Genomic DNA, 22626 nt, shown 5'->3' with positions numbered 1-22626 from the left:
CAAGATGCTTATGCGTTATTCACACTGTTACCAAATCCGAAATGATCCATGTCAAGAAAAGCCCTTTCTCTCTGTGTAACAGATCATTATCCTTGCGCCCCTAAAGCTGAAACGCTTCACCTGCCCGACTCACCCTCGCAGCGTTCAGCGCTCTCCCCCCTAAAAGACCAAGAATTCCTTCTCTATGCCCGACATTCAGACTTTGCGAGACAGCGCTGTCCGCCCCACTGTTGCTGCCCGAAAAGCCATAACCCTGATCGGCGGACTCAGCGCCCTCGGCCTTGCCAATTGCATTCAAGCTGCCCCTGCATTCGATAGCGACTCACCGTGGATGCTCGGCGACTGGAACGGCGCACGCACCGAACTCGCGGAAAAAGGCTACGACTTCAAGCTCGACTACACCGGCGAGATGGGCAGCAACCTGCACGGCGGCTACGACCACGATCGCACCGCGCGCTATAGCGACCAGTTCGGCCTCGGTACGCACCTGGACCTGCAAAAGATCCTCGGCTGGCACGACGCTGAATTTCAGCTGACCATCACCGAACGCAGCGGCAACAACATCAGCAACGACCGGATCAACGATCCGCGTGTCGGCGGTTTCACTTCGGCCCAGGAAGTCTGGGGCCGTGGCCAGACCACCCGGCTGACGCAGATGTGGTATCAGCAGAAATTCTTCGATCAGAAACTCGACATCAAAGCCGGCCGCTTTGGTGAAGGCGAAGACTTCAACAGCTTTCCCTGCGACTTCCAGAACCTGGCGTTCTGCGGCTCTCAGGTTGGCAACTGGGCCGGTGGCATCTGGTACAACTGGCCGGTCAGCCAATGGGCGCTGCGGGTCAAATATCACCTGACGCCTGAGCTCTACGCCCAAATCGGCGCCTATGAACAGAACCCGTCGAACCTGGATCGCGACAACGGCTTCAAGCTCAGCGGCAGCGGCACCCAGGGCACGGTGCTGCCGGTGGAGCTGGTCTGGACGCCAAAACTCAACGGTCTGCCGGGCGAATACCGCGCCGGTTACTACTACAGCAGCGCCAAGGCCACCGACGTCTACAAGGACAGCAACGGTCAGCCGGCGGCCCTGAGTGGCGAGGCGTATCGCAGCGCATCGAGCAAACACGGTGTCTGGCTGGGCGTGCAGCAACAGCTGACCAGCCGCGCCAGTGATCATTCGCGGGGCTTGAGTGTGTTCGCCAACGGCACGATGCACGACAAGAAGACCAACGCCGTCGACAACTATGTCCAGGCCGGCGTCGTCTACAAAGGCCTGTTCGATGCCCGCAGCAAAGACGACATCGGCTTCGCCATGGCCCGGGTTCACGTCAACCCGGCCTTCCGCAAGAACGCCGAGGCGACCAACCAGGCGCACGCGGTCTTCGACTTCAACGACCCGTCCTTTTTGCCGCCGCAAGACACCGAATACAGCGCCGAACTCTATTACGGCGTGCATGTGACCAACTGGCTGACCGTGCGCCCGAACCTGCAATACATCCGCCATCCCGGAGGAGTGAATGAGGTCGATGACGCGCTGATCGGCGGGATCAAAATCCAGTCGTCGTTCTAATCAACAACACAAAACCTGTGGGAGCGAGCTTGCTCGCGATGGTGGTCTGTCAGTCGACATCTGTGCTGAATCTCAAGCCGCTATCGCGAGCAGGCTCGCTCCCACAAGGAATGCATCAACCGAACTTTTTGTACTGAAACCTGCCCACGCCTGATCGTCATCTACAGTGAACAGGCGCGGGACTACTTAAAACGTCACGGAGAACCACACTATGAGCACTGATGGTGCTTTGAGTCGAAGCCGTCTGCTACCGAGCCTGCTCGGTATCGTGCTTCTGCTAATGGGCCTGGCCTTGCTGGCCGGGGGGATCAAGCTGAGCATGCTCGGCGGCTCGCTGTACTACCTGCTGGCCGGTATCGGCCTGGCGCTGACCGGGATTTTGCTGCTGGCCACGCGCCGTGCAGCGTTGGGCCTGTACGCCGTGGTGCTGTTCGCCAGTACGGTATGGTCGCTGTGGGAAGTCGGCCTCGACTGGTGGCAACTGGTGCCACGTCTGTCGTTGTGGTTCGCCCTTGGCGTGGTCCTGCTGTTGCCGTGGTTCCGCCGTCCGTTGCTGCGTGACGGCGCCGCGCCACTGGGTACCGCTGCGCTGAGCGTGGCCGTGGTCCTGGCCGGCGCCACCGCCGTTGCCAGCCAGTTCACCCACCCGGGTGAGATCATGGGCGAGTTGGGCCGCGACACTGCCGACATGACCAGCACCGCGCCAGCCATGCCCGAAGGCGAGTGGCAGTCCTATGGCCGCACCGAATTCGGCGACCGCTACTCGCCACTGAAGCAGATCACCCCGGCCAACGTCGGCAAGCTGCAGGAAGCCTGGCGCATCCGCACCGGCGACCTGCCGACCGCCGACGATCCGGTGGAGCTGACCAACGAGAACACTCCGCTGAAGGTCAACGGCATGCTCTATGCCTGCACCGCCCACAGCAAGGTGCTGGCGTTGGACCCGGACACCGGCAAGGAACTCTGGCGCTTCGACCCGCAGATCAAGAGCCCGGTGGGCTTCAAGGGCTTTGCCCACATGACCTGCCGTGGCGTTTCCTACTACGACGAGAACGCCTACGCCAAGGCTGACAACGCTTCGGCCGCCGTCATCTCCGAGGCTGGCAAAGCCGTTGCGCAAGCCTGCCCGCGTCGTCTCTACCTGCCCACCGCCGATGCGCGTCTGATCGCCCTGAACGCCGACACCGGCAAGGTCTGCGAAGGCTTCGGCGATCACGGCGTGGTTGACCTGACCCAAGGTATCGGCCCGTTCACCCCCGGTGGCTACTACGCCACCTCGCCGGCGGCGATCACCCGTGATCTGGTGATCATGGGCGGTCACGTCACCGACAACGAGTCGACCAACGAGCCATCCGGCGTGATCCGCGCCTTCGACATCCGCGACGGTCACCTGGTGTGGAACTGGGACAGCGGCAACCCTGAGGCGACCGAGCCTTTGGCCCCGGGCAAGGTCTACACCCGCAACTCGCCGAACATGTGGTCGCTGGCCAGCGTCGACGAGAAACTCGGCATGGTCTACCTGCCGCTGGGCAACCAGATGCCTGACCAGTGGGGTGCCGACCGCACACCGGGTGCAGAAAAATTCAGCGCCGGCATGGTTGCCCTGGACCTGGCGACCGGCAAGGTGCGCTGGAACTTCCAGTTCACCCACCACGACCTGTGGGACATGGACGTCGGCAGCCAGCCGACCCTGCTCGACCTGAAGACCGCCGACGGCATCAAGCCGGCGCTGATCGCACCGACCAAACAGGGCAGCCTGTATGTGCTCGACCGTCGCAACGGCACACCGATCGTGCCGATTCGCGAAGTGCCAGCACCGCAAGGCGCGGTCACCGGCGACCATACCGCACCGACCCAGGCACGCTCGGACCTCAACCTGCTCGGCCCGGACCTGACCGAAAAAGCCATGTGGGGCGCCAGCCCGTTCGACCAGATGCTCTGCCGCATCCAGTTCAAGCAACTGCGTTACGAAGGCCAGTACACCCCGCCATCGTTGCAGGGCAGCCTGATCTATCCGGGTAACGTCGGTGTGTTCAACTGGGGCAGCGTGTCGCTCGACCCGGTTCGCCAGATGCTGTTCACCAGCCCGAACTACATGGCGTTCGTCTCCAAACTGATCCCGCAGGCTGAAGTGGCTGCCGGGAGCAAGCGCGAGAGCGAGACCTCCGGCATCCAACCCAACACCGGCGCACCGTACGCGGTGACCATGCACCCGTTCATGTCGCCATTCGGCGTACCGTGCCAGGCTCCGGCCTGGGGCTATGTCGCCGGTATCGACCTGACCACCAACAAAGTGGTGTGGAAGCGCAAAAACGGCACCAGCCGCGACAGCTCGCCGCTGCCTATCGGCCTGCCAATCGGCGTGCCAAGCATGGGCGGCTCGATCGTCACTGCCGGTGGCGTCGGCTTCCTCAGCGGCACCCTGGACCAGTACCTGCGCGCCTATGACGTCAACAACGGCAAAGAACTGTGGAAGTCGCGCCTACCGGCCGGCGGCCAAGCCACACCGATGACCTACACCGGCAAGGACGGCAAACAGTACGTGCTGCTGGTTGTGGGCGGTCATGGTTCGCTGGGTACCAAGATGGGCGACTATGTGATCGCTTACAAACTGTCGGAATAAGCGTTAGCGGCAGTTAAAAAGAAGGCGACTACTGTGAGGTAGTCGCCTTTTTTGTGGGTCATGTCTCGCCCTGAATATGTCTGTTCCTGAAACCGGTTTGCACCTGTTTCAGGACTAGACAAACAACTTCTTGATTAATGTGCTGACACTTCTTCGCAGTAGCGACCATTGGCGAGCAACCTCACCCCATGCAAAAAAGCATGAGACTTGGTCGGCTCGCCATCTACCAGCAAGCTGTACCGGATCCTGATAAATCCAGAGGGAAGACCAGACTCTTGCGGTGGCTGAATGGGTTTGATTTTGGTCAAGTACGGTACCTTCACCTGGAACTCCCCACCCACCTCTCTACCAGTGACAGTGTACTTTTCCGAGAACTCGGTCCCTGGGATGACAACAAGCCCGGCAGCGTCAGTAGTACCGACCGAATGCACCGTGACAATCGTGCCTTTTGGCATGTGCACAGAATCGGTACTGATGGTCACAGGCAACCACCGATTTGTTCCCTCTACCGTCAAGCTTCGACAGTTCACTACTAATGTGCCGTCATCGACTCGATAAACAGGTGCACTAGGTGCAGGGAGTTGGGTCAGGTTTTCTTTAACAGTCATTTCACGCTCTCCATCGCAGTTGAATTGATGCACCTCCGAACAGGCGTTGCTGGTGGTCCTTCTTCAACAAGAGGTGATCGAGTGGACCTGCTGGAAATTAAACGCCCTATCCCCTGCACCGGCTACTGTCAGATCTGACAGGTTTTACGACCGTCTATCGGTTTAAAGTGGTTTTTACCACTTATCTACAAAACGCCCGACACGATGCAAACCCCATGTAGGGGGCTGTCAGCTTCGGCTTTGCCACGGGTTGAGTGTTTATCCCATGAGTAGGACTCAGAGAAGCTTCTGACATGGTTTTCAGGTTGTCGGTGGGAAGCCACATCACTAGTCTTGGGTGGTCGCTGCCAATTCAGCGACCGGGTTTGACCGTCCGAGCACACTCTAGGCGCATTTAGGAGCGTCATCATGGACAAAATCACTACAAATCCGCCTGAAACCCCAAGCACTTCCCCGTACGCCTCCACCGACTCCAGAAAACTCCACGACGCCGCCGAACGCGCACTGGACCACCACCTCAAACCACCGTTCGCCCAAGCCAACCTGCCCGACAAACGTCCCTCCAACATCTTCGCTGTAATCCCCGATCTGGATAACGAAACCCTGCTGGCCCATGCCTCGGAAACCCTCACCTCGGTCAATGTACTGGCCAGCGATCTGGCATTCGAGCTCGAAGGCACACGCCGACATGTAGCGCTGGCGATTCAGCAGATGATCTCGTTGGGGGAGCTGTTGGTGAACCGAGCGCTGGATAGTTTCGATCAGCCAGAAGAGCCGTAACACTGGACTGTGGGAGCGAGCTTGCTCGCGAAGAGTTCATCACATTCAACATCTCAGTTGACTGCCAGTCCGCCTTCGCGAGCAAGCCCGCTCCCACGTTAGTTTTGATCGATGTACATCTGCGAACGATCAGCATCTAAAGCCGTAAGCCCCCCCAACCACTCAGGCCGACCGGAAGGTCGCCGTGCTGTGGCTTTTGACTTTGATCCACCCGCCCCTTCGGCAGGCCGAGCGCAGGTGTTCATCAGGGGGTTGGCGCGCAGCGCCGTACGGCGCAGCCGGACACATCGAGAGGAGGTCGTCGCGCAGCAGACCGTAGGCGATGCCCCCTGATGGACACCGGAGCGAGGGAACGCCGAGCCTAGGCGAGGTGCCGGACGCTTGGGGCGAGCGTTTTTTTGCTTACTTTTTTTAGGCGCTTGTAAAAAAAGTGAGTCGCCGTCAGGCGAAACCCCAAGTGGCCGTTACCGCAGGAATGGATATGTACACCTGCAAGAGATTAGTCGGCTGTCCGGCCGCCATCGCGAGCAAGCTCGCTCCCACAGTTTTGATTGGTGTACGTCTGCAGGAGATTGGCCGGCTGTCAGGCCGCCTTCGCAGGCAAGCCAGCCCCACAGGTTTGATTGGTGTACATCTGTGAAAGATAGGCCGGCTGTCAGGCCGCCAGGATCAAAAGATCGCAGCCTTCGGCAGCTCCTACAGATGCCCCCCATTGAAACCACCCTCCACCTGCCCCATCTATCTCTCATACCCCATTGCGCAGGTGCCCCATGAGCGACCAGCAAGAATTCCCGGAAAACCCGAGCGACTACGCCGACCCCGAAAACGCCGAACACCCCACCTCCGAAGGCAAAGGCCTGGCCCTGCCCGGCCAGAACCTGCCGGACAAGGTCTACATCATCCCGATCCACAATCGCCCATTCTTCCCGGCGCAAGTGCTGCCAGTGATCGTCAATGAAGAACCCTGGGCCGAAACCCTCGACCTGGTCGCCAAGTCCGAACATCACTCGCTGGCGCTGTTCTTCATGGACACCCCGCAGGAAGATCCACGACACTTCGACACGTCCGCCCTGCCGCTCTACGGCACCCTGGTGAAGGTCCATCACGCCAGCCGCGAAAACGGCAAACTGCAATTCGTCGCCCAGGGCCTGACCCGCGTGCGCATCCGCACCTGGCTCAAACACCATCGCCCACCGTATCTGGTAGAAGTCGAATACCCGCACCAGCCGAGCGAGCCGACCGATGAGGTCAAGGCCTACGGCATGGCGCTGATCAACGCGATCAAGGAACTGCTGCCGCTCAACCCGCTGTACAGCGAAGAGTTGAAAAACTACCTCAACCGCTTCAGCCCCAACGACCCGTCGCCGCTGACCGACTTCGCCGCCGCCCTGACCTCGGCCACCGGTAGCGAGCTGCAAGAAGTGCTCGACTGCGTGCCAATGCTCAAGCGCATGGAGAAAGTCCTGCCGATGCTGCGCAAGGAAGTCGAAGTCGCGCGTTTGCAGAAAGAAATCTCCGCCGAAGTGAACCGCAAGATCGGCGAGCACCAGCGCGAGTTTTTCCTCAAGGAACAACTCAAGGTCATCCAGCAAGAGCTGGGCCTGACCAAAGACGACCGCAGCGCCGACGTCGAGCAGTTCGAGCAGCGGCTGGTGGGCAAAGTCCTGCCGCCACAGGCGCAGAAGCGCATCGAAGAGGAAATGAACAAGCTGTCGATCCTCGAAACCGGCTCGCCGGAATACGCCGTGACCCGCAACTACCTGGAATGGGCGACGGCGGTGCCGTGGGGCGTTTATGGCGAGGACAAACTCGACCTCAAACACGCACGCAAAGTCCTCGACAAACACCACGCCGGGCTCGACGACATCAAGGACCGGATCCTCGAGTTCCTTGCCGTCGGGGCTTACAAAGGCGAAATCTCCGGCTCCATCGTGCTGCTGGTCGGCCCTCCGGGTGTAGGCAAAACCAGCGTTGGAAAATCCATCGCCGAATCGCTGGGGCGGCCGTTCTATCGCTTCAGCGTCGGTGGCATGCGCGACGAAGCCGAGATCAAGGGCCACCGCCGCACCTACATCGGCGCGCTGCCGGGCAAACTGGTCCAGGCGTTGAAAGACGTTGAAGTAATGAACCCGGTGATCATGCTCGACGAGATCGACAAGATGGGCCAAAGCTATCAGGGCGACCCGGCCTCGGCGCTGCTGGAAACCCTCGACCCGGAACAGAACGTCGAATTCCTCGATCATTACCTGGACCTGCGCCTGGACCTGTCGAAAGTGCTGTTCGTCTGCACCGCCAACACCCTGGACTCGATCCCCGGCCCGTTGCTCGACCGGATGGAAGTGATTCGCCTGTCGGGCTACATCACCGAAGAAAAAGTCGCCATCGCCAAGCGTCACCTGTGGCCAAAACAGCTTGAGAAAGCCGGGGTCTCCAAAACCAGCCTGTCTATCAGCGACAGCGCGCTGAAAGCCTTGATCGACGGTTACGCCCGCGAAGCCGGGGTACGTCAGTTGGAAAAGCAACTGGGCAAACTGGTGCGCAAGGCCGTGGTGAAACTGATCGACGAACCTGCAGCGGTGATCAAGCTTGGCCCCAAAGACCTCGAAGCCTCACTGGGCATGCCGGTGTTCCGCAACGAACAAGTGTTGTCCGGTACTGGGGTCATCACCGGTCTGGCCTGGACTAGCATGGGCGGCGCGACCTTGCCGATCGAAGCCACACGCATCCACACCCTCAACCGCGGCTTCAAACTCACCGGGCAACTGGGTGACGTGATGAAGGAATCGGCCGAAATCGCTTACAGCTACGTCAGCTCACACCTCAAGCAATTCGGTGGCGACGCGAAGTTCTTCGACGAAGCCTTCATCCACCTGCACGTCCCCGAAGGTGCAACACCGAAAGACGGTCCGAGTGCCGGCGTGACCATGGCCAGCGCCCTGCTCTCGCTGGCGCGCAACCAACCGCCGAAAAAAGGTGTGGCCATGACCGGTGAACTGACGCTGACCGGGCACGTACTGCCGATTGGCGGGGTGCGCGAGAAGGTCATTGCGGCGCGCCGGCAGAAGATCTTTGAACTGATTTTGCCAGAGCCTAACCGGGGCAGTTTCGAAGAGTTGCCGGACTACCTGAAAGAAGGGATTACCGTGCACTTTGCCAAGCGCTTTGCGGATGTGGCGAAGGTGTTGTTCTGACCTCCGCGACCTAATCGTTCCCACGCTCTGCGTGGGAATGCCGCCCGGGACGCTCCGCGTCCCTTCGCAAGCGCGACGCAGAGCGTCACTGGATGCATTCCCACGCGGAGCATGGGAACGATCATCCATCCCATCACACTTTGATTCATCTTCGGTTATGCTCGCCGTTCGTCGTGATTACCGGAGTTCCCGATCCAATGTCCCCAACCCGTCTGCTTCTACCCCTGAGCCTCGCCCTGCTGGCCGCCTGCGCCACTCAACCGAAACACAACGTGACGGTGGAAAAACAGAGCGAATGTCCGGTGCAACTGAACAACGGGCAACACCTGATCCTGACGCTGCCAAGCAACCCAACCACCGGTTATCGCTGGGCGATCCAGGATTCGGCTGGCGGTGTGCTGCGGGCGATCAGCCCGGAGGTTTACACCAACCCGGAAAACAGCGGGCTGGTGGGCAGTGGCGGGCAATCGACCTGGCGCTTTCAAGCCTTCGCTGCCGGTAACGGGCGCTTGCGTCTGACTTATCAACAGCCGTGGGAACCGGAAGTCGAGCCTGCGCAAACCTTCGACTGCACAATTTCGGTTAACTGATCGTGGGCTGGCTGATTCTGGCGCTGATGGGCGCGGTGACCTTTCTTTACGGGGTGAGCGTTCACGCCGAGTTGCTGTGTCTGCTGGTCAAACCGTTGCCGGTGTTGGCGCTGCTCGGCTGGTTGCACGACGCACCGCCCAGCGACTATCGGCGCTGGATCAGCCTGGGTTTGATCTTTTCCCTGCTCGGCGATGTGCTGCTGGCGTGGCCTGGGGATTTATTCGTGTTTGGTCTCGGCGCGTTTCTGCTCGCGCACTTGGCGTATTTGAAGGCGTACTTGAGTGATTGCCGGCGCTTGGCGCTGGTGCCGCTGATTCTGGCGCTTGGGGTTGGCGCGCTGCTGCTGGGGATACTGATCAGCCATGGCCTGGGGCCGCTGCTGATTCCGGTGATCGTTTACGGCGTGGCCATCAGCGCCATGCTCTGGCGTGCCCTGGCCCGATTGGGCAGTAACGTGCCGAAGCGCTCAGCACTGTTGGCGGCCGCTGGCGCGGTGGCGTTCGTGTTTTCCGACAGCGTGATTGGCATCAGCCGCTTTGTGCTGCCGTTCGAGGCCGCACCCTATGTGATCATCCTCAGCTACTGGCTGGGGCAATGGGGGATTGCGGCGTCGGCGTTCTCCCAGAAACCGCGCTGAACCCATCGCGAGCGAGCTCGCTCCCACATTTGATTTGTGCTGCACACATAGTAAGTGCCCGACTCAGAACCACTGTGGGAGCGAGCTTGCTCGCGATAGCGGCATAACTGAAGACACAGACATCAGCGCCTACCCGGCGGTTTATCAGACAACCCGCGCATCCGCGCGCCAAGTTGGCTAAAATGCCGGCCTTTTCCACATCCGCCGCTGGAACCGCCGTGAGCAAAGAACCCGATCGCCTTTTCGCCCAGCCCCTGGCCCAGGTGCCCGACTTCGCCTTTAACGAGGACGTGGTGCGGGTGTTCCCGGACATGATCAAGCGCTCGGTGCCGGGTTACCCGACCATTGTCGAAAACCTCGGCGTGCTCGCGGCGCAGTTCGCCCAGCCCAACAGCGTGCTTTACGACCTCGGTTCTTCCCTCGGCGCAGTGACCCAGGCCCTGCGCCGTCACGTACGCACCGACGGTTGCCGGGTGATCGCTGTGGATAACTCGGCGGCGATGGTCGAGCGCTGCCGCGAATACCTCAACGCGCAGGACTCGATGTTCCAGGAGCTGCTGCCGGTTGAAGTGATCGAAGGCGACATCCTCGCGCTGGCGTTCGAGCCGGCCTCGGTGGTGGCGCTGAACTTCACCTTGCAGTTCATCGCCCGGGACCAGCGCACTGCACTGCTGAGCCGCATTCGCCAGTCGCTGTTGCCGGGCGGTGCGCTGATCCTTTCGGAGAAACTGCGTTTCGAAGACGCCGAAGAACACGCGCTACTCACCGACCTGCACATCGCCTTCAAACGCGCCAACGGCTATAGCGAACTGGAAATCGCCCAGAAGCGCAGCGCCATCGAAAACGTCATGAAGCCCGACAGCCTCGAAGAACACCGCGAACGCCTGCTGGCCGCCGGGTTCTCGAAAGTCGTGCCGTGGTTCCAGTGTCTTAACTTTGCCTCGTTGATTGCCTTGCCATGATTGATCTGTCTCCCCTCGCCCGCCGTCTGGCCGGCACGCCACTGGCCGACTGGGCCAACACCCTGCAAGCGCAACTCGACGCAAAAATGGAAAAGGGTCACGGCGACCTGGAACGCTGGCAGAGTGCACTGGACGCTTTGCCAAAGATCCAACCGAGTGAAGTGGATCTGCTGAACGGCCTGGTGCTCAACACCGACTGCGACGATGAAACCCGCGCGCAAATGCGCACCGCACTGATGGGCCTGTCGCCATGGCGCAAAGGTCCATTCGACTTGTTCGGCGTACACGTCGACACTGAATGGCGTTCGGACTGGAAGTGGTCGCGGGTCGCCCCGCACCTGAACCTCAAAGGCAAACGCATCCTCGATGTCGGCTGCGGCAACGGCTATTACATGTGGCGGATGCTCGGCGCCGGCGCCGACAGCGTGATCGGCGTCGACCCGAACTGGTTGTTCTTCTGCCAGTTCCAGGCAGTGCAGCGTTACCTGTCAGAACCCTCGGCCTGGCACCTGCCGTTTCCCTTTGAGGATCTTCCGCCCAATCTCGAGGGCTTCGACACGGTGTTTTCCATGGGCGTGTTCTACCACCGCCGCTCGCCGATCGAGCATTTGCTGGCGCTGAAGGATTGCCTGGTCAAGGGTGGTGAACTGGTGCTGGAAACGCTGGTAATCGAAGGCGACGAACAGCAGGTGCTGGTGCCGGAAGACCGTTATGCGCAGATGCGCAACGTCTGGTTCCTGCCGTCGGTGCCGGCGCTGATGCTCTGGCTGCGCCGTGCAGGCTTCAGCGATGTGCGCTGCGTGGATGTGAGCGTGACCACAGTCGAGGAACAACGCGGGACCGAGTGGATGAAGTATCAGTCACTGAGCGACTTCCTCGACCCTGAAGATCACAGCAAGACCATTGAAGGTTTGCCGGCGCCGATGCGCGCGGTGATAGTCGCCCGTAAATAAAATACCTATCTCCTGATCGCTGGATATCCCCTGTGGGAGCGAGCTTGCTCGCGATGGCGGCCTGAAATTCAACATTGATGTTGGATGTTAGGGCCTCATCGCGAGCAAGCTCGCTCCCACATTGGTTTGGTGTTTATTCAGCAGGCTTGGCGCGCCGGGCCTTGAAGAATTCGCTCAACACCGCGCCGCACTCGTCGGCCAATACCCCGCCTTCGACCAGCACCCGGTGGTTGAGAAAGCCCTGGGTGAAAAACTGCCCCTGGCTTTGCACGATCCCGGCCTTGGGCTCCAGTGCCCCGTAGACCACCCGCGCAATCCGCGAATGCACGATCAAACCGGCGCACATGCTGCACGGTTCCAGCGTGACGTAGAGCGTGCTGCCCGGCAGACGATAGTTGCTCACGGCCTGCGCCGCAGCGCGGATCGCGACCATTTCGGCGTGGGCGCTGGGGTCGCTGCCGCTGATCGGACAATTGAAGCCACGCCCGATGATTTCGCCGTCCTGCACCAGCACCGCGCCCACCGGCACTTCGCCGAGGGCGGCACCTTGCGCGGCCAGGGCCAGGGCTTCACGCATGAAGTCCTGATCGCGGCTACGGTCGATGATTTGTGCGGCGCGTATCTGACGCATCAGGCCACCTCGATGGCGGCCATCAGGCCGGTTTCCATGTGGTCGATCACATGGCAGTGGAACATCCACACCCCCGGGTTATCCGCCACCAGCGCCACCTGGGCGCGCTCGTTCTTGCCCAGCAGGTAGGTGTCGGTGAAGTACGGGATGATCTTTTTTCGGTTCGAGGCAATGACCTTGAAGCTCATGCCGTGCAAGTGAACCGGGTGCTGGTACTGGGTCATGTTCTTCAATTCGAAAATGTAGCTTTTGCCTTTCGCAAGCTTAGCAATCGGGCGGTCGGCGCAGGTTTTATCGGTGATGTCCCAGGCCTTGCCGTTGATCTGCCAGAGGCTCGGCGGCTTGCCATTGTCGATGTTCACCGAGACCGAACCGACCCACTCGAAATTGAAGTTGAGCTTCTCGGCATTGGCCAGGTCTGGCTCGGAAATCGGGTTGGCCGGCAGTGCAGGTGGCCACTGGGTTGGCGCGTCAGTGTTGGCCACCGAACGCAACGTGCCAATGCGCACCGGGCCGTTGCGCAGCGACAATTCTTCACCCGCCTTGGGTGCCTTGATCGCCAGGCAAATGCGCATGCCCGGGCCCAGCCAGTATTCCTTGCCCAGCGGACGCGGCTCGATCGGGTTGCCGTCGAGCGCGTAGATCTGCGCTTCGACACCGGGAATGTTGAGGCGGTAAGTCAGGGTGTTATCGAGGTTCAGCAGGCGCACGCGGGTGATTTGCCCGGCCGGCAACTCAACCACCGGCAGCGGTACACCATTGATGGTCGCCAGACGGCCGGCCGTACCACCACGGGCCGCTTCGCGAGGAACGCTGAACGGCACGAAGGCGCCCTCTTCATCGACGTGCCAGCTTTTCAGGCTGAGTGTCTTCTCGTACTTGAAACCGGTGGGCTCGCGCTCTTCGATGATCAGCGGCCCGACCAGCCCCCGACCCAGCTCTTGGCTGCTGTTCACATGCGGGTGATACCAGTAGCTGCCAGCATCCGGCACGCGGAACTTGTAGTCGAAATACTCGCCCGGCAACACCGGCAGTTGCGAGACGTACGGCACGCCGTCCATCTCCAGCGGCAAACGGATACCGTGCCAGTGAATGGTGGTGGGCACCGGCAGGTGGTTGATGAAACGCACTCGCAGCCATTCGCCCTGGCGCACCCGCAGCTCCGTCCCCGGCGCCGATGGACCAAAAGCCCAGGCCTCGGTTTTGTGCCCCGGTACCAGCTCGACATCCAGCGGTGCGGCGATCAGTTCGTAGTCATGACCCGCGTTGGCGTCTGCCATTTTCCCCAGCCAGTAACGCGATGCACCACCGGCCCCGACGCCCACCACTGCCAGACCGGCCAGACCACCCAGTATTTGTCGACGGGTAAAAGACATGAACTCAACAACCTCACGTATCAGCGGCAGGCCTATGCCCGCAAAAGGCGAATACGATACACCTGCGGTTGAGAAACAGTAAGGGCAACACGGCGACTGGTCACAGTCAAATCATGGCTGGCAATGCCCTGTGGGAGCGAGCTTGCTCGCGATGGCGTCGTTGAATACGCCAAAAGCATCGCGAGCAAGCTCGCTCCCACAGGATGACGTTTACGCTTGAAGACCGGTGATCAGATGAACAACCCCATCTTCCAGCATCATGACTCCCGCCACACCTGCCGCACTCAACCCCTGTCGATCCATCCGCGCCACATCCCGCAACTCCACCCGCACCCGCGTCAGTGCTACGCGCTGCCGGGATTTGAGGTTATCCACCCCGCCCAACGCGGCCATGACGCTCGGTGCCAGCAATGCTGAAGACGACCGTGCCACCTTCGGCTCATCCACCAGCAGATCCGGGGTCAATGCCTTCCAGAACGCACGTTGCATTTTCTCGAACATGTTCAGTTCTCCAACACCTGTGAAGTTTCGACCATCGCCTGTTGCTGCACGTACAGCGCCTCGCGAACCTGCTCGGCGCTCTCCAGTCCTAGCACCTGATGGGCGATGGCGTGGCAATCGCTGAGCTCGACCTCGCGAATCGCCGCCTTGATCGCTGGAATCAGCGGCACGCTGACCGACAGCTCATCCACCCCCAGCCCCAGCAACAGCGGCACCGCCAACGTCTCCGAGGCCAGCGCGCCACACACTCCGACCCACTTGCCATGGGCATGGGCGGCCTTCACGGTGCTGGCGATCAGGCGCAGCACCGACGGATGAAAACTGTCGGCCTGGCTGGCCAGACGCGGGTGGTCGCGGTCCATGGCCAAGGTGTATTGGGTCAGGTCGTTGGTGCCGATGGAGAAAAAATCCACCTCGGGCGCAAACAGGTCCGCCATCAGCGCCGCCGCCGGGACTTCGATCATGATGCCCAGTTTCGGCAGCTCCTTGAACCCGAGCGCCAGCGCCTCTTCTTCGAGCATCTGCCGCGCCAAGCGCAGCTCCGACAGCTGGCTGACCATCGGCAACATGATGTGCAGACGCGCCAGGCCGGCGCTGCTCAGAATCGCCCGAAACTGCTCGCGCAACAGCTGCGGACGCTCCAGGCACAAGCGAATTCCGCGCATGCCCAGAAACGGATTGGCCTCGCTGTCCATCGGCACGTAGGCCAAGGGTTTGTCGCCGCCGACATCCAGCGTACGGACCACCAGATTGCGCTGCGGGCCCAGTGCGCGGGCGATGGCGCTGTAGGTGCCGGCCTGTTCATCATGACTCGGCGCCAGACTGCGCTGCTGATACAAAAACTCCGAACGCAACAGGCCGACACCCTCGGCCCCGAGGCTCATGGCCTGCTCGGTTTCAGCCAGCGAAGCAACGTTGGCCGTGACTTCGAAGTGATGACCGTCGCGGGTGATGGCCGCCCTTGCAGCGTTTTCCAGCTCGTGTTGATGACGCAGGCTTTGCTGTTGACGCTTGGCGTGCAACTGCTCGATGGTCGACACCGCCGGATCCAGGTGCAATTCACCCTTGTCGGCATCGAGCAGCACTCGGGTGCCACTGGCCAGCGACAGCACTTGCAGCGGCAAGCCACACACGGCTGGCAAACCCAGGGCCCGGGCGAGTATCGCTACATGGCTGGTGGCACCTCCGCCTACGGTGGCGAAACCCAACACTTTGCCGGTGTCCAGGGCAGCGGTCTGCGACGGTGTCAGTTGTTCGGCAATCAGAATCGCTTGATCCGGCAACTCCCAGACACCGTCCGGCACCCCGAGAATCAGCTTGAGCACGCGCTGGCCGACATCCATCAGGTCCAACGCACGCTCGGCGAGCAACGTGCTGCCCAGCGTCTTGAACAGCGTAGCGGTGGCTTCAGTGGCGCTGTTCCAGGCAAACGCCGCGCTCTTGCCCTCGGCGATCAGGGCCTGGGCTTGCTCCAGCAGGCTCGGGTCTTCGAGTAATTCCTGATGCGCCTTGAAAATGTCCGACTGCACCTCGCCCGCCGCGTTGTCACGCAAGCGTTGCAGTGCCTGCGTCGCGTGGGTCAGCGCACGCTCCAGCGACTCGCGCTCCACGCGTTGATCCGCGGCAAACTCAGGTATCTCCAGAGTGCGCTCAGCCACTTGCACCACGTGCCCGAAGGCCGAACCCGCCGAAGCACAGACACCGCGCAGCAGCTTCGTCGACACGGCCTGCGCCTGAACCACTGGCGCTACCAGCGCAACCGGAGTCACAGCCTCACCGCAGCCATCCGCCAGCAATTGGGCCAGCGTGCTGATTGCCAATTCGGCATCTTCGCCCACCGCACTGACCTGCAGCGCATCGCCGTGCACCGTCTGCAACGCCATGATCGCCACCAGCGACTTGGCGTTGGCGCTGTCCTGTTGCTTGTGCAGGCAAATGCTTGCCGCAAAAGCTTTCGCCGCCTGCGCAAAGATCGCCGCCGGCCGTGCGTGCAGACCATTGGGGTTGGGCAGGTGGACCGGTTTGGAGAACAGCGCTTCGCCCTCCTCCGGCGTAGTGCTGGAACGTGGATCGCCAAGGCTCAGGCGCAACAGGGGCTGTGCGCAGGCCACCAGACCGTTGTCCGGTGTCAGCAGACTGAAGGGCTCGCCACTGACCACCAGCATCAAGGTCAACAGGCTGCGGGCATGCAGGGCGATATAGTCGGCATCGAACTCGATCAACGGCTGCCCGGCCTCGACACGCTGGCCCTGCTCGACCAATGCGCTGAATCCCTGGCCCGCGAGGTTCACCGTGTCCAGACCAATGTGCAGCAATACCTGAACGCCGCTGTCATCGGTGATGCTGATCGCATGACCAGTGTGTTGAAGGTTGCTGACCACACCGGCCAACGGCGCACACAGGATCTGCGAGGTCGGATCGATGCACAGACCGTCGCCGATCACGCGGCTGGCAAACACCGGATCCGGCACGTGATCAAGCGGCATCAGCACCCCGGACAGCGGCGCCAGCAATTGCAATGGTTGGGTTATGGTCATGACTTCACCTGCAGTTTTGTTCTTTATAAAGGCATTTCCCGTAGGAGCTGGCGCAGCCTGCGATCTTTTGATCTTCAGCGCCCCAAAAGATCGCAGCCTCCGGCAGCTCCTACCGGTATACATGCGGTGCAATTACTTCCACCAGTACTCGACCTGCAATCCGACGTTCGACCCATGCAGTGCCGTGCCGAACGCGCCGGTATCGGATAACGCCGAACCTTGCGCCAGTTCATTGGCCGCACGCTTGGCCGCTTCGTTCCAGCTAGCGTAGGTGTAATACAAACGCACCTCGGGACGCGCCCAGAAGTCCGGACCTTTTGGCGACCAGGTCGGGGCAAAGGTGAATTTGCTCAACTTGCGCGTGCCATCCGATGCCTGAACCTGATCGTGACCCAGTTCGGTGACCAGTTTGAATTGCTCGGTGATCGCGTAGGTTGGACGAATGCCGAGAGAAAGCCAGTTCTGGCCGTTACCGTCCGGGCGAATGTCCTTTTGATAGACCGCTTCGACCTGACCACCAAAACGCGGTGTCACTTGCCAGTCGAAGAACTCCACCAGACGATAGCTTTTGTTGTGGTCGTCCAGCCCCACATCGCCGGTGTAGCCCAACCCGGTGCCCGGCCCTTCGCCGTATTGCAGCGCCAGTTTGTTCTTGCCGCCAAGGAAGTTTTTCTGCACGTGCTGGGCGGTGATTGCCCAGCCTGCGTGCGCGTCGCGGCGGTCGGGTTTGTCGATGTAGCTCAGGCCAAACTCCAGCTCACCGCCAGGGTTGGTGTCGAAGCCTGAGACGTTGAAATCCTGCCGGGTGACGTAGTCCTTCTGGTACAGGTTGTCCTTGCGCGAAAACGCGTAGCTGTATTTCAGATCGCCGATCTTCACGTCCTCGATACCACCACCGGTGGCGCTCTGGTTCCAGTAGTAGAAATCGGAAATGTGGATGTCGTTTCGTTTGTAGTAACGCCGCCCGGCCCACAACGAACCGCCATTGAGGCTCGGCAGGTTCGACCACTGGGCGTACATCTGCGGCATCCGTACCGAACCGTTGTCACCCTGGAAGGTCAGGTTGCGGTCGTACTGGTTGTACAACGAGGCCATGCCGTCGACGCTGAGTACCGAACCGTCATCGAGGGTCAGCAGGTTCTGACGCAATTCCAGTTCCGCGTACTGTTCGCACTCGTTGCCCAGACGGTACTTCGACTCTGCGCCGGGCAGTTTGAAGCACGATTGCGAACCGCTGTTGACCGAGGTTCCGACGCCGCTACGCAAGTAACCGGCGAACTCCAGAGCGTGCGCCGAGAACGGCAATACCAGGCACACGCACGACGCTGCAAGGCTGCGATTTATTGTTGTTTTCAAGAGCCACCCCATTATTTTTTTATTGTCTTGAGTCTTTTTTCGGGCGAAACAATCCCCGTAGGAGCTGGCGCAGCCTGCTCCTACGAAAGGAAGAACGTGTTTTTTTAGTGGTCGGTCAGGTGCAGAACGAACGACTCATAAGGCCGCAGGAACAGCTGCTGATTGCGCACCTCACAATCCGGGTAGTTGCTGATCACCAGACGTTGCAACATGCAGTCGGTGATCACCCGTTCCGGCAGCTCGACTTCACACGCCGTGCCGTAGAAGTTATTCACCACCAGCAGACGCTCGCCTTGGCCTTCACGCAGGTAAATCCAGACCTGCGGGTGCGTGGGCAAGAGCTGGCGATACACGCCGTCCTGAATCAGCAGTTCGCTGCGGCGCAAGGCAATCAACTGGCGATAGTGGTGCAGTACCGAAGTCGTGTCGTCGAGTTGGTTTTCGACGTTGATCTGCGTGGCGTTGGCCGGCACGCCGATCCACGGCTCAGCACTGCTGAAACCCGCATTCGGTTGCGCATTCCAATGCATCGGGGTGCGACTGTTGTCGCGGGATTTCTGCATGATCGCGGCCATGCTCGACACCGCGGACTCGCCCGCCTCGCGCTTGAGGCGGTAGATGTTCAAGGTCTCGACATCGCGGTACTGCTCGATGCTCTCGAAGCCCGGATTGGTCATGCCCAACTCTTCACCCTGATAGATGAACGGTGTGCCCTGCAGAAAGTGCAGCGCGGTGCCGAGCATCTTCGCCGACACCACACGGTGTTCGCCGTCATCACCAAACCGCGACACCACGCGCGGCTGATCGTGGTTACACCAGAACAGCGCATTCCAGCCGCCACCGGCCTGCATCCCGGTCTGCCAGTCGGAAAGGATGCGCTTGAGCTCGAGGAAGTCGAAGTCGGCGCGAACCCACTTCTGCATGTTCGGGTAATCGACCTTCAGGTGATGAAAGTTGAAGGTCATCGACAGTTCTTTGGAGTCCGGCCGCGAATAGCGGATGCAGTGCTCAAGGCTAGTGGAAGACATCTCGCCGACATTGATCAGGTCATGGCCCTCGAACACTTCGCGGTGCATTTCCTGCAAGTACTCGTGCACGTTCGGGCCGTCGGTGTAGAAGCGCCGGCCGTCTGTGTTGTCCTCAGGGAAGTCCGCCGGTTTGGAGATCAGGTTGATCACGTCCAGACGGAAACCACCCACGCCCTTGTCACGCCAGAAGCGCATCAGCTTGAAGACTTCAGCACGGACCTGCGGGTTGTCCCAGTTCAGGTCGGCCTGGGTGTGGTCGAACAGGTGCAGGAAGTACTGACCGGTTTGCGCCTCGTACTCCCAGGCCGAACCGCCGAACTTGGACTCCCAGTTATTCGGCTGATCGCGCCAGATGTAAAAGTCACGGTACGGGTTGTCGAGGCTGCTGCGCGCTTGCTGAAACCAGGTGTGCTCGATGGAGGTGTGGTTGACCACGATATCGAGCATCAGCTTGATCCCACGCTTGCCGGCCTCAGCGATCAGCAACTCGCAGTCGGCCATGGTCCCGTAGCTCGGATCGATGGCGTAGTAGTCGCTGATGTCGTAGCCGTTATCGCGTTGCGGCGAGCGCAGGAACGGGGTGATCCACAGACAATCGACACCCAGCCATTGCAGGTAATCGAGCTTGGCCACCACCCCGAGCAGATCGCCCGTGGCGTTGCCGGCGTGGCTGTGAAAACTCTTCGGGTAGATCTGGTAGATCACCGAACGCTGCCAGTCTTGCATGGCGCAAATCCTTCAATTGGTTTTGTACTGGCCCTGAGGGCCTCATCGCGAGCAAGCTCGCTCCCACAGTTGATCGCATTCCAATGTGGGAGCGAGCTTGCTCGCGATAGCGATCTATCAAGCGACTCGGTACCCGGGCCGAACGATTTTCATGCTCAAGCCACAGGTCAGAACGAACGGTACGACCATGGCGATGACCATCCCGATCACGAACATCGGAATGAACTGCGGGATGATCGAGATGAAACCGGGCAAGCCACCGACACCGATCGCTGAGGCCTGAACCTTGTTCAGCGACAGGAACATGCAGCCCAGCGCCGAGCCGATCAGGGCTGCGTAGAACGGAAACTTGTAGCGCAGGTTGACGCCGAACATGGCCGGTTCGGTGATGCCGAAATAGGCGGAAATCGCCGAGGTCGAGGCCATGCTTTTATCCCGCGCGCTGCGGGTCATGTAGAACACTCCGAGCGCCGCGCTGCCCTGAGCGAGGTTGGACATAACGATCATCGGCCAGATGAACGTGCCGCCCTGCGTCGAGATCAACTGCAGGTCCACCGCAAGGAACATGTGGTGCATGCCGGTGATCACCAGCGGCGCATAGAGCAGCCCGAAAATCGCCCCGCCAACCATCGGCGCCAGCTCGAACAAGGTCACCACGCCTTCGGTGATCAGAATCCCCAGGTGACGGGTCACCGGGCCGATCACCGCCAGCGCCAGCACCCCGGTCACAACGATGGTGGTAATCGGCACCACCAGCAGTTGAATGGCGTTCGGCACTCGTGCCCGCAGCCATTTTTCAATGACGCTCATGACGTAAGCGGCCATCAGGATCGGCAGGATCTGACCCTGATAACCGACCTTCTCGATCTTGAACCAGCCGAAAATATCGAAGTACGGCAGGCTCTGGCCGTCCAGCCCGGCCACCGCTTTGCCGTAGTTCCAGGCGTTGAGCAGGTCCGGGTGAACCAGCATCAGGCCGAGCACGATGCCAAGGATTTCACTGCCGCCAAAACGCTTGGCTGCCGACCAGCCGACCAGCGCCGGAAGGAACACGAACGAGGTGTTGGCCATCAGGTTGATCAGGCTCCAGACACCGTCCAGCGTCGGATAGGCCTCAAGCAAGGTCTTGCCGGCAATGAACATGCCTTTGGCGCCGATCAGGTTGTTCACGCCCATCAGCAGACCGGCAATGATCAGTGCCGGGAGAATCGGCATGAACACATCGGAGAACACCCGCACCAGCCGCTGTATCGCGTTGGTCTTGTCGGCACCCTTCTGTTTCACGTCGGCGATGGTCGACGCGGCGAGACCGGTCTGCTCGCGCAGTGCGGCGTAGACCTTCTCGACCTCGCCGGGACCGATGACCACCTGAAACAGGCCGCCGGTGAAAAACGAACCTTTGACCAGGTCGATCTGATTCAGCGTCGCGCTGTCGACCAGGCGTGGGTCTTTGAGGGCCAGGCGCAGACGCGTGACGCAATGTGCGGCCTGTTCAAGGTTGTCAGCACCACCGAGGCTCTGAAGCAGCTCGCTGGCGATAGTCGCGTAATCGTGGCTCATGCTTTTTCATCCACTGTGTTTTTTTGTTGTTGGCAGCATGCCGAAGCGAAAAGTACTCGTCTGTACGAGTTATTGCAACAACTCGTACAGACGAGTTTGAATTTGTTTAATGAGCAGCCGACCAGCGGCCATATTTCCGACAGCCACGACCACCCCACCATCAGCGCAATAGACAAACCCTCACGCGTTCCCTAAGGTTCCTGCCTTGTGCACAACGCAGCCATTCCCATGAGTAAATACAACCAGATCTACAGCGATCTGCTTGCCAGCATCACGACCGAACGTCTGGAACGCGGCGCTCGGCTGCCTTCCGAAACCGAATTGATGGACAGCTACCAGGCCAGTCGCGGCACCGTGCGCAAGGCTATCGAACTGCTTCAGGAACGCGGCTTCGCCCAGAAAGTCCACGGCAAAGGCACCTTCGTGCTGTCTACCAACCCGATCGAGTTCCAGCTCGGCGGCATCGTCAGTTTTCAGGAAACCTACCCAAGGCTGGGCAACGACGTCAGCACCGAGGTGGTGGAGTTCGAGCAGATTCCCCTGCAAGGCGCGCTGCTCGAACACCTGAAAGCCGAAGAAGGCAGCCTGATCACGCGGATCAAACGCGTGCGTCGAATCGATGGAAAAAGGGTGATTCTGGACATCAACCACTTTGTCGCCGAGCTGATTCCAGGGCTCAATCGCGAGATCGCCGAACACTCGATCTACGCCTTCATCGAGCAGACCCTGCAACTGCAAATCGCCTACGCCCAACGCACCATCGAAGCGGTGCCGCGCAGCAAGGATGACCAACAGCACCTGGACCTCGACGGCCAGAGCCACGTGATCGTGGTCAGCAACCAGACCTTTTTGCAGGACGGCCGCCAGTTCGAGTACACCGAGTCGCGGCATACCCTGGACAAGTTCTATTTTTCGGACGTGGCACGGCGCTGAACCCTACCCCGGCACTCTCCATGTCCTGCTTCATCTGTCAGCCGTTGCACGCAGCCCGCTACCCTG

17 protein-coding genes are annotated in these 22626 nt (G+C 60.5%); 9 read left to right on the top strand and 8 right to left on the bottom strand.

Going from position 1 to position 22626, the window contains the following annotated elements; all coding sequences use genetic code 11:
* Positions 1-184: 184 nt before the first annotated feature.
* Both AC1RKH_RS15865 and AC1RKH_RS15860 read left to right on the top strand, forming a co-directional pair.
* The gene (locus AC1RKH_RS15865; RefSeq protein ID WP_493062981.1) at positions 185-1567 is read left to right on the top strand and encodes a carbohydrate porin; all 1383 of its coding nucleotides are present in this window, start codon (positions 185-187) and stop codon (positions 1565-1567) included.
* 211 nt (positions 1568-1778) lie between these two features.
* Positions 1779-4190 (top strand): glucose/quinate/shikimate family membrane-bound PQQ-dependent dehydrogenase, encoded by a 2412-nt coding sequence (locus AC1RKH_RS15860; RefSeq protein WP_493062980.1) that lies wholly within the window; start codon positions 1779-1781, stop codon positions 4188-4190.
* A 134-nt stretch (positions 4191-4324) separates the two neighbouring features.
* Here the strand turns inward: AC1RKH_RS15860 and AC1RKH_RS15855 are convergent, their stop codons facing one another.
* Positions 4325-4798, bottom strand: coding sequence for a hypothetical protein (locus tag AC1RKH_RS15855; protein ID WP_493062979.1), 474 nt, complete (start codon positions 4796-4798; stop codon positions 4325-4327).
* Between the two features lie 408 nt (positions 4799-5206).
* Between AC1RKH_RS15855 and AC1RKH_RS15850 the strand changes: the two genes are divergently transcribed.
* From AC1RKH_RS15850 to cmoB, 6 genes are all read left to right on the top strand, one after another.
* A complete protein-coding gene (locus AC1RKH_RS15850; protein WP_493062978.1) occupies positions 5207-5578 on the top strand; it encodes a DUF6124 family protein in 372 nt (123 codons plus the stop codon).
* 770 nt (positions 5579-6348) lie between these two features.
* A complete protein-coding gene (gene lon / locus AC1RKH_RS15845; RefSeq protein WP_493062977.1) occupies positions 6349-8769 on the top strand; it encodes an endopeptidase La in 2421 nt (806 codons plus the stop codon).
* Positions 8770-8966: 197 nt separating this feature from the next.
* On the top strand, positions 8967-9359 hold the full coding sequence (locus AC1RKH_RS15840; RefSeq protein ID WP_493062976.1) for a protease inhibitor I42 family protein: 393 nt from the start codon (positions 8967-8969) through the stop codon (positions 9357-9359).
* Positions 9360-9361: 2 nt separating this feature from the next.
* Positions 9362-9997, top strand: coding sequence for a lysoplasmalogenase (locus AC1RKH_RS15835; protein ID WP_493062975.1), 636 nt, complete (start codon positions 9362-9364; stop codon positions 9995-9997).
* Between the two features lie 182 nt (positions 9998-10179).
* Positions 10180-10959: a carboxy-S-adenosyl-L-methionine synthase CmoA gene (gene cmoA / locus AC1RKH_RS15830; RefSeq protein WP_493062974.1), complete on the top strand. Its 780-nt coding sequence runs from the start codon at positions 10180-10182 to the stop codon at positions 10957-10959.
* Complete coding sequence (gene cmoB, locus AC1RKH_RS15825; RefSeq protein WP_493062973.1) at positions 10956-11912, top strand: tRNA 5-methoxyuridine(34)/uridine 5-oxyacetic acid(34) synthase CmoB; 957 nt, start codon at positions 10956-10958, stop codon at positions 11910-11912. Before cmoA ends, cmoB begins: the two co-directional genes overlap by 4 nt.
* Positions 11913-12045: 133 nt before the next feature.
* On the opposite strand, the gene tadA is transcribed toward cmoB, so the two are convergent.
* From tadA to treP, 7 genes are all read right to left on the bottom strand, one after another.
* Positions 12046-12543 carry a tRNA adenosine(34) deaminase TadA gene (gene tadA / locus AC1RKH_RS15820; protein ID WP_493062972.1) on the bottom strand — a complete coding sequence of 166 codons (498 nt, stop codon included), beginning with the start codon at positions 12541-12543 and terminating at the stop codon, positions 12046-12048.
* Complete coding sequence (locus AC1RKH_RS15815; RefSeq protein ID WP_493062971.1) at positions 12543-13919, bottom strand: multicopper oxidase family protein; 1377 nt, start codon at positions 13917-13919, stop codon at positions 12543-12545. The genes tadA and AC1RKH_RS15815 overlap by 1 nt, the downstream gene beginning before the upstream one ends.
* A gap of 210 nt (positions 13920-14129) precedes the next feature.
* Positions 14130-14420 carry a PTS sugar transporter subunit IIB gene (locus AC1RKH_RS15810; protein WP_493062970.1) on the bottom strand — a complete coding sequence of 97 codons (291 nt, stop codon included), beginning with the start codon at positions 14418-14420 and terminating at the stop codon, positions 14130-14132.
* A 2-nt stretch (positions 14421-14422) separates the two neighbouring features.
* The gene (gene ptsP, locus AC1RKH_RS15805) at positions 14423-16957 is read right to left on the bottom strand and encodes a phosphoenolpyruvate--protein phosphotransferase (RefSeq protein ID WP_493062969.1); all 2535 of its coding nucleotides are present in this window, start codon (positions 16955-16957) and stop codon (positions 14423-14425) included.
* A 132-nt stretch (positions 16958-17089) separates the two neighbouring features.
* On the bottom strand, positions 17090-18313 hold the full coding sequence (locus AC1RKH_RS15800) for a maltoporin (RefSeq protein WP_123425294.1): 1224 nt from the start codon (positions 18311-18313) through the stop codon (positions 17090-17092).
* A gap of 104 nt (positions 18314-18417) precedes the next feature.
* Positions 18418-20067, bottom strand: a complete 1650-nt coding sequence (treC, locus tag AC1RKH_RS15795; RefSeq protein WP_493062968.1) for an alpha,alpha-phosphotrehalase — start codon at positions 20065-20067, stop codon at positions 18418-18420.
* Between the two features lie 117 nt (positions 20068-20184).
* Positions 20185-21627 (bottom strand): PTS system trehalose-specific EIIBC component, encoded by a 1443-nt coding sequence (treP, locus tag AC1RKH_RS15790; RefSeq protein WP_493062967.1) that lies wholly within the window; start codon positions 21625-21627, stop codon positions 20185-20187.
* A 228-nt stretch (positions 21628-21855) separates the two neighbouring features.
* Between treP and treR the strand changes: the two genes are divergently transcribed.
* Complete coding sequence (gene treR, locus AC1RKH_RS15785; RefSeq protein WP_493062966.1) at positions 21856-22560, top strand: trehalose operon repressor; 705 nt, start codon at positions 21856-21858, stop codon at positions 22558-22560.
* Positions 22561-22626 lie beyond the last annotated feature (66 nt).

This window comes from Pseudomonas sp. GW822-FHT06B12, assembly GCF_058799675.1.
This window is presented reverse-complemented; position numbering and strand designations above follow the sequence as displayed.

Coding starts and splice junctions, on each gene's coding strand:
- lon (WP_493062977.1), top strand. CDS start 6,349: ATGAGCGACCAGCAAGAATTCCCGGAAAACCCGAGCGACTACGCCGAC.
- ptsP (WP_493062969.1), bottom strand. CDS start 16,957: ATGACCATAACCCAACCATTGCAATTGCTGGCGCCGCTGTCCGGGGTG.
- AC1RKH_RS15860 (WP_493062980.1), top strand. CDS start 1,779: ATGAGCACTGATGGTGCTTTGAGTCGAAGCCGTCTGCTACCGAGCCTG.
- AC1RKH_RS15840 (WP_493062976.1), top strand. CDS start 8,967: ATGTCCCCAACCCGTCTGCTTCTACCCCTGAGCCTCGCCCTGCTGGCC.
- AC1RKH_RS15810 (WP_493062970.1), bottom strand. CDS start 14,420: ATGTTCGAGAAAATGCAACGTGCGTTCTGGAAGGCATTGACCCCGGAT.
- treC (WP_493062968.1), bottom strand. CDS start 20,067: ATGCAAGACTGGCAGCGTTCGGTGATCTACCAGATCTACCCGAAGAGT.
- cmoA (WP_493062974.1), top strand. CDS start 10,180: ATGCCGGCCTTTTCCACATCCGCCGCTGGAACCGCCGTGAGCAAAGAA.
- AC1RKH_RS15865 (WP_493062981.1), top strand. CDS start 185: ATGCCCGACATTCAGACTTTGCGAGACAGCGCTGTCCGCCCCACTGTT.
- AC1RKH_RS15850 (WP_493062978.1), top strand. CDS start 5,207: ATGGACAAAATCACTACAAATCCGCCTGAAACCCCAAGCACTTCCCCG.
- treR (WP_493062966.1), top strand. CDS start 21,856: ATGAGTAAATACAACCAGATCTACAGCGATCTGCTTGCCAGCATCACG.
- AC1RKH_RS15815 (WP_493062971.1), bottom strand. CDS start 13,919: ATGTCTTTTACCCGTCGACAAATACTGGGTGGTCTGGCCGGTCTGGCA.
- AC1RKH_RS15855 (WP_493062979.1), bottom strand. CDS start 4,798: ATGACTGTTAAAGAAAACCTGACCCAACTCCCTGCACCTAGTGCACCT.
- treP (WP_493062967.1), bottom strand. CDS start 21,627: ATGAGCCACGATTACGCGACTATCGCCAGCGAGCTGCTTCAGAGCCTC.
- cmoB (WP_493062973.1), top strand. CDS start 10,956: ATGATTGATCTGTCTCCCCTCGCCCGCCGTCTGGCCGGCACGCCACTG.
- tadA (WP_493062972.1), bottom strand. CDS start 12,543: ATGCGTCAGATACGCGCCGCACAAATCATCGACCGTAGCCGCGATCAG.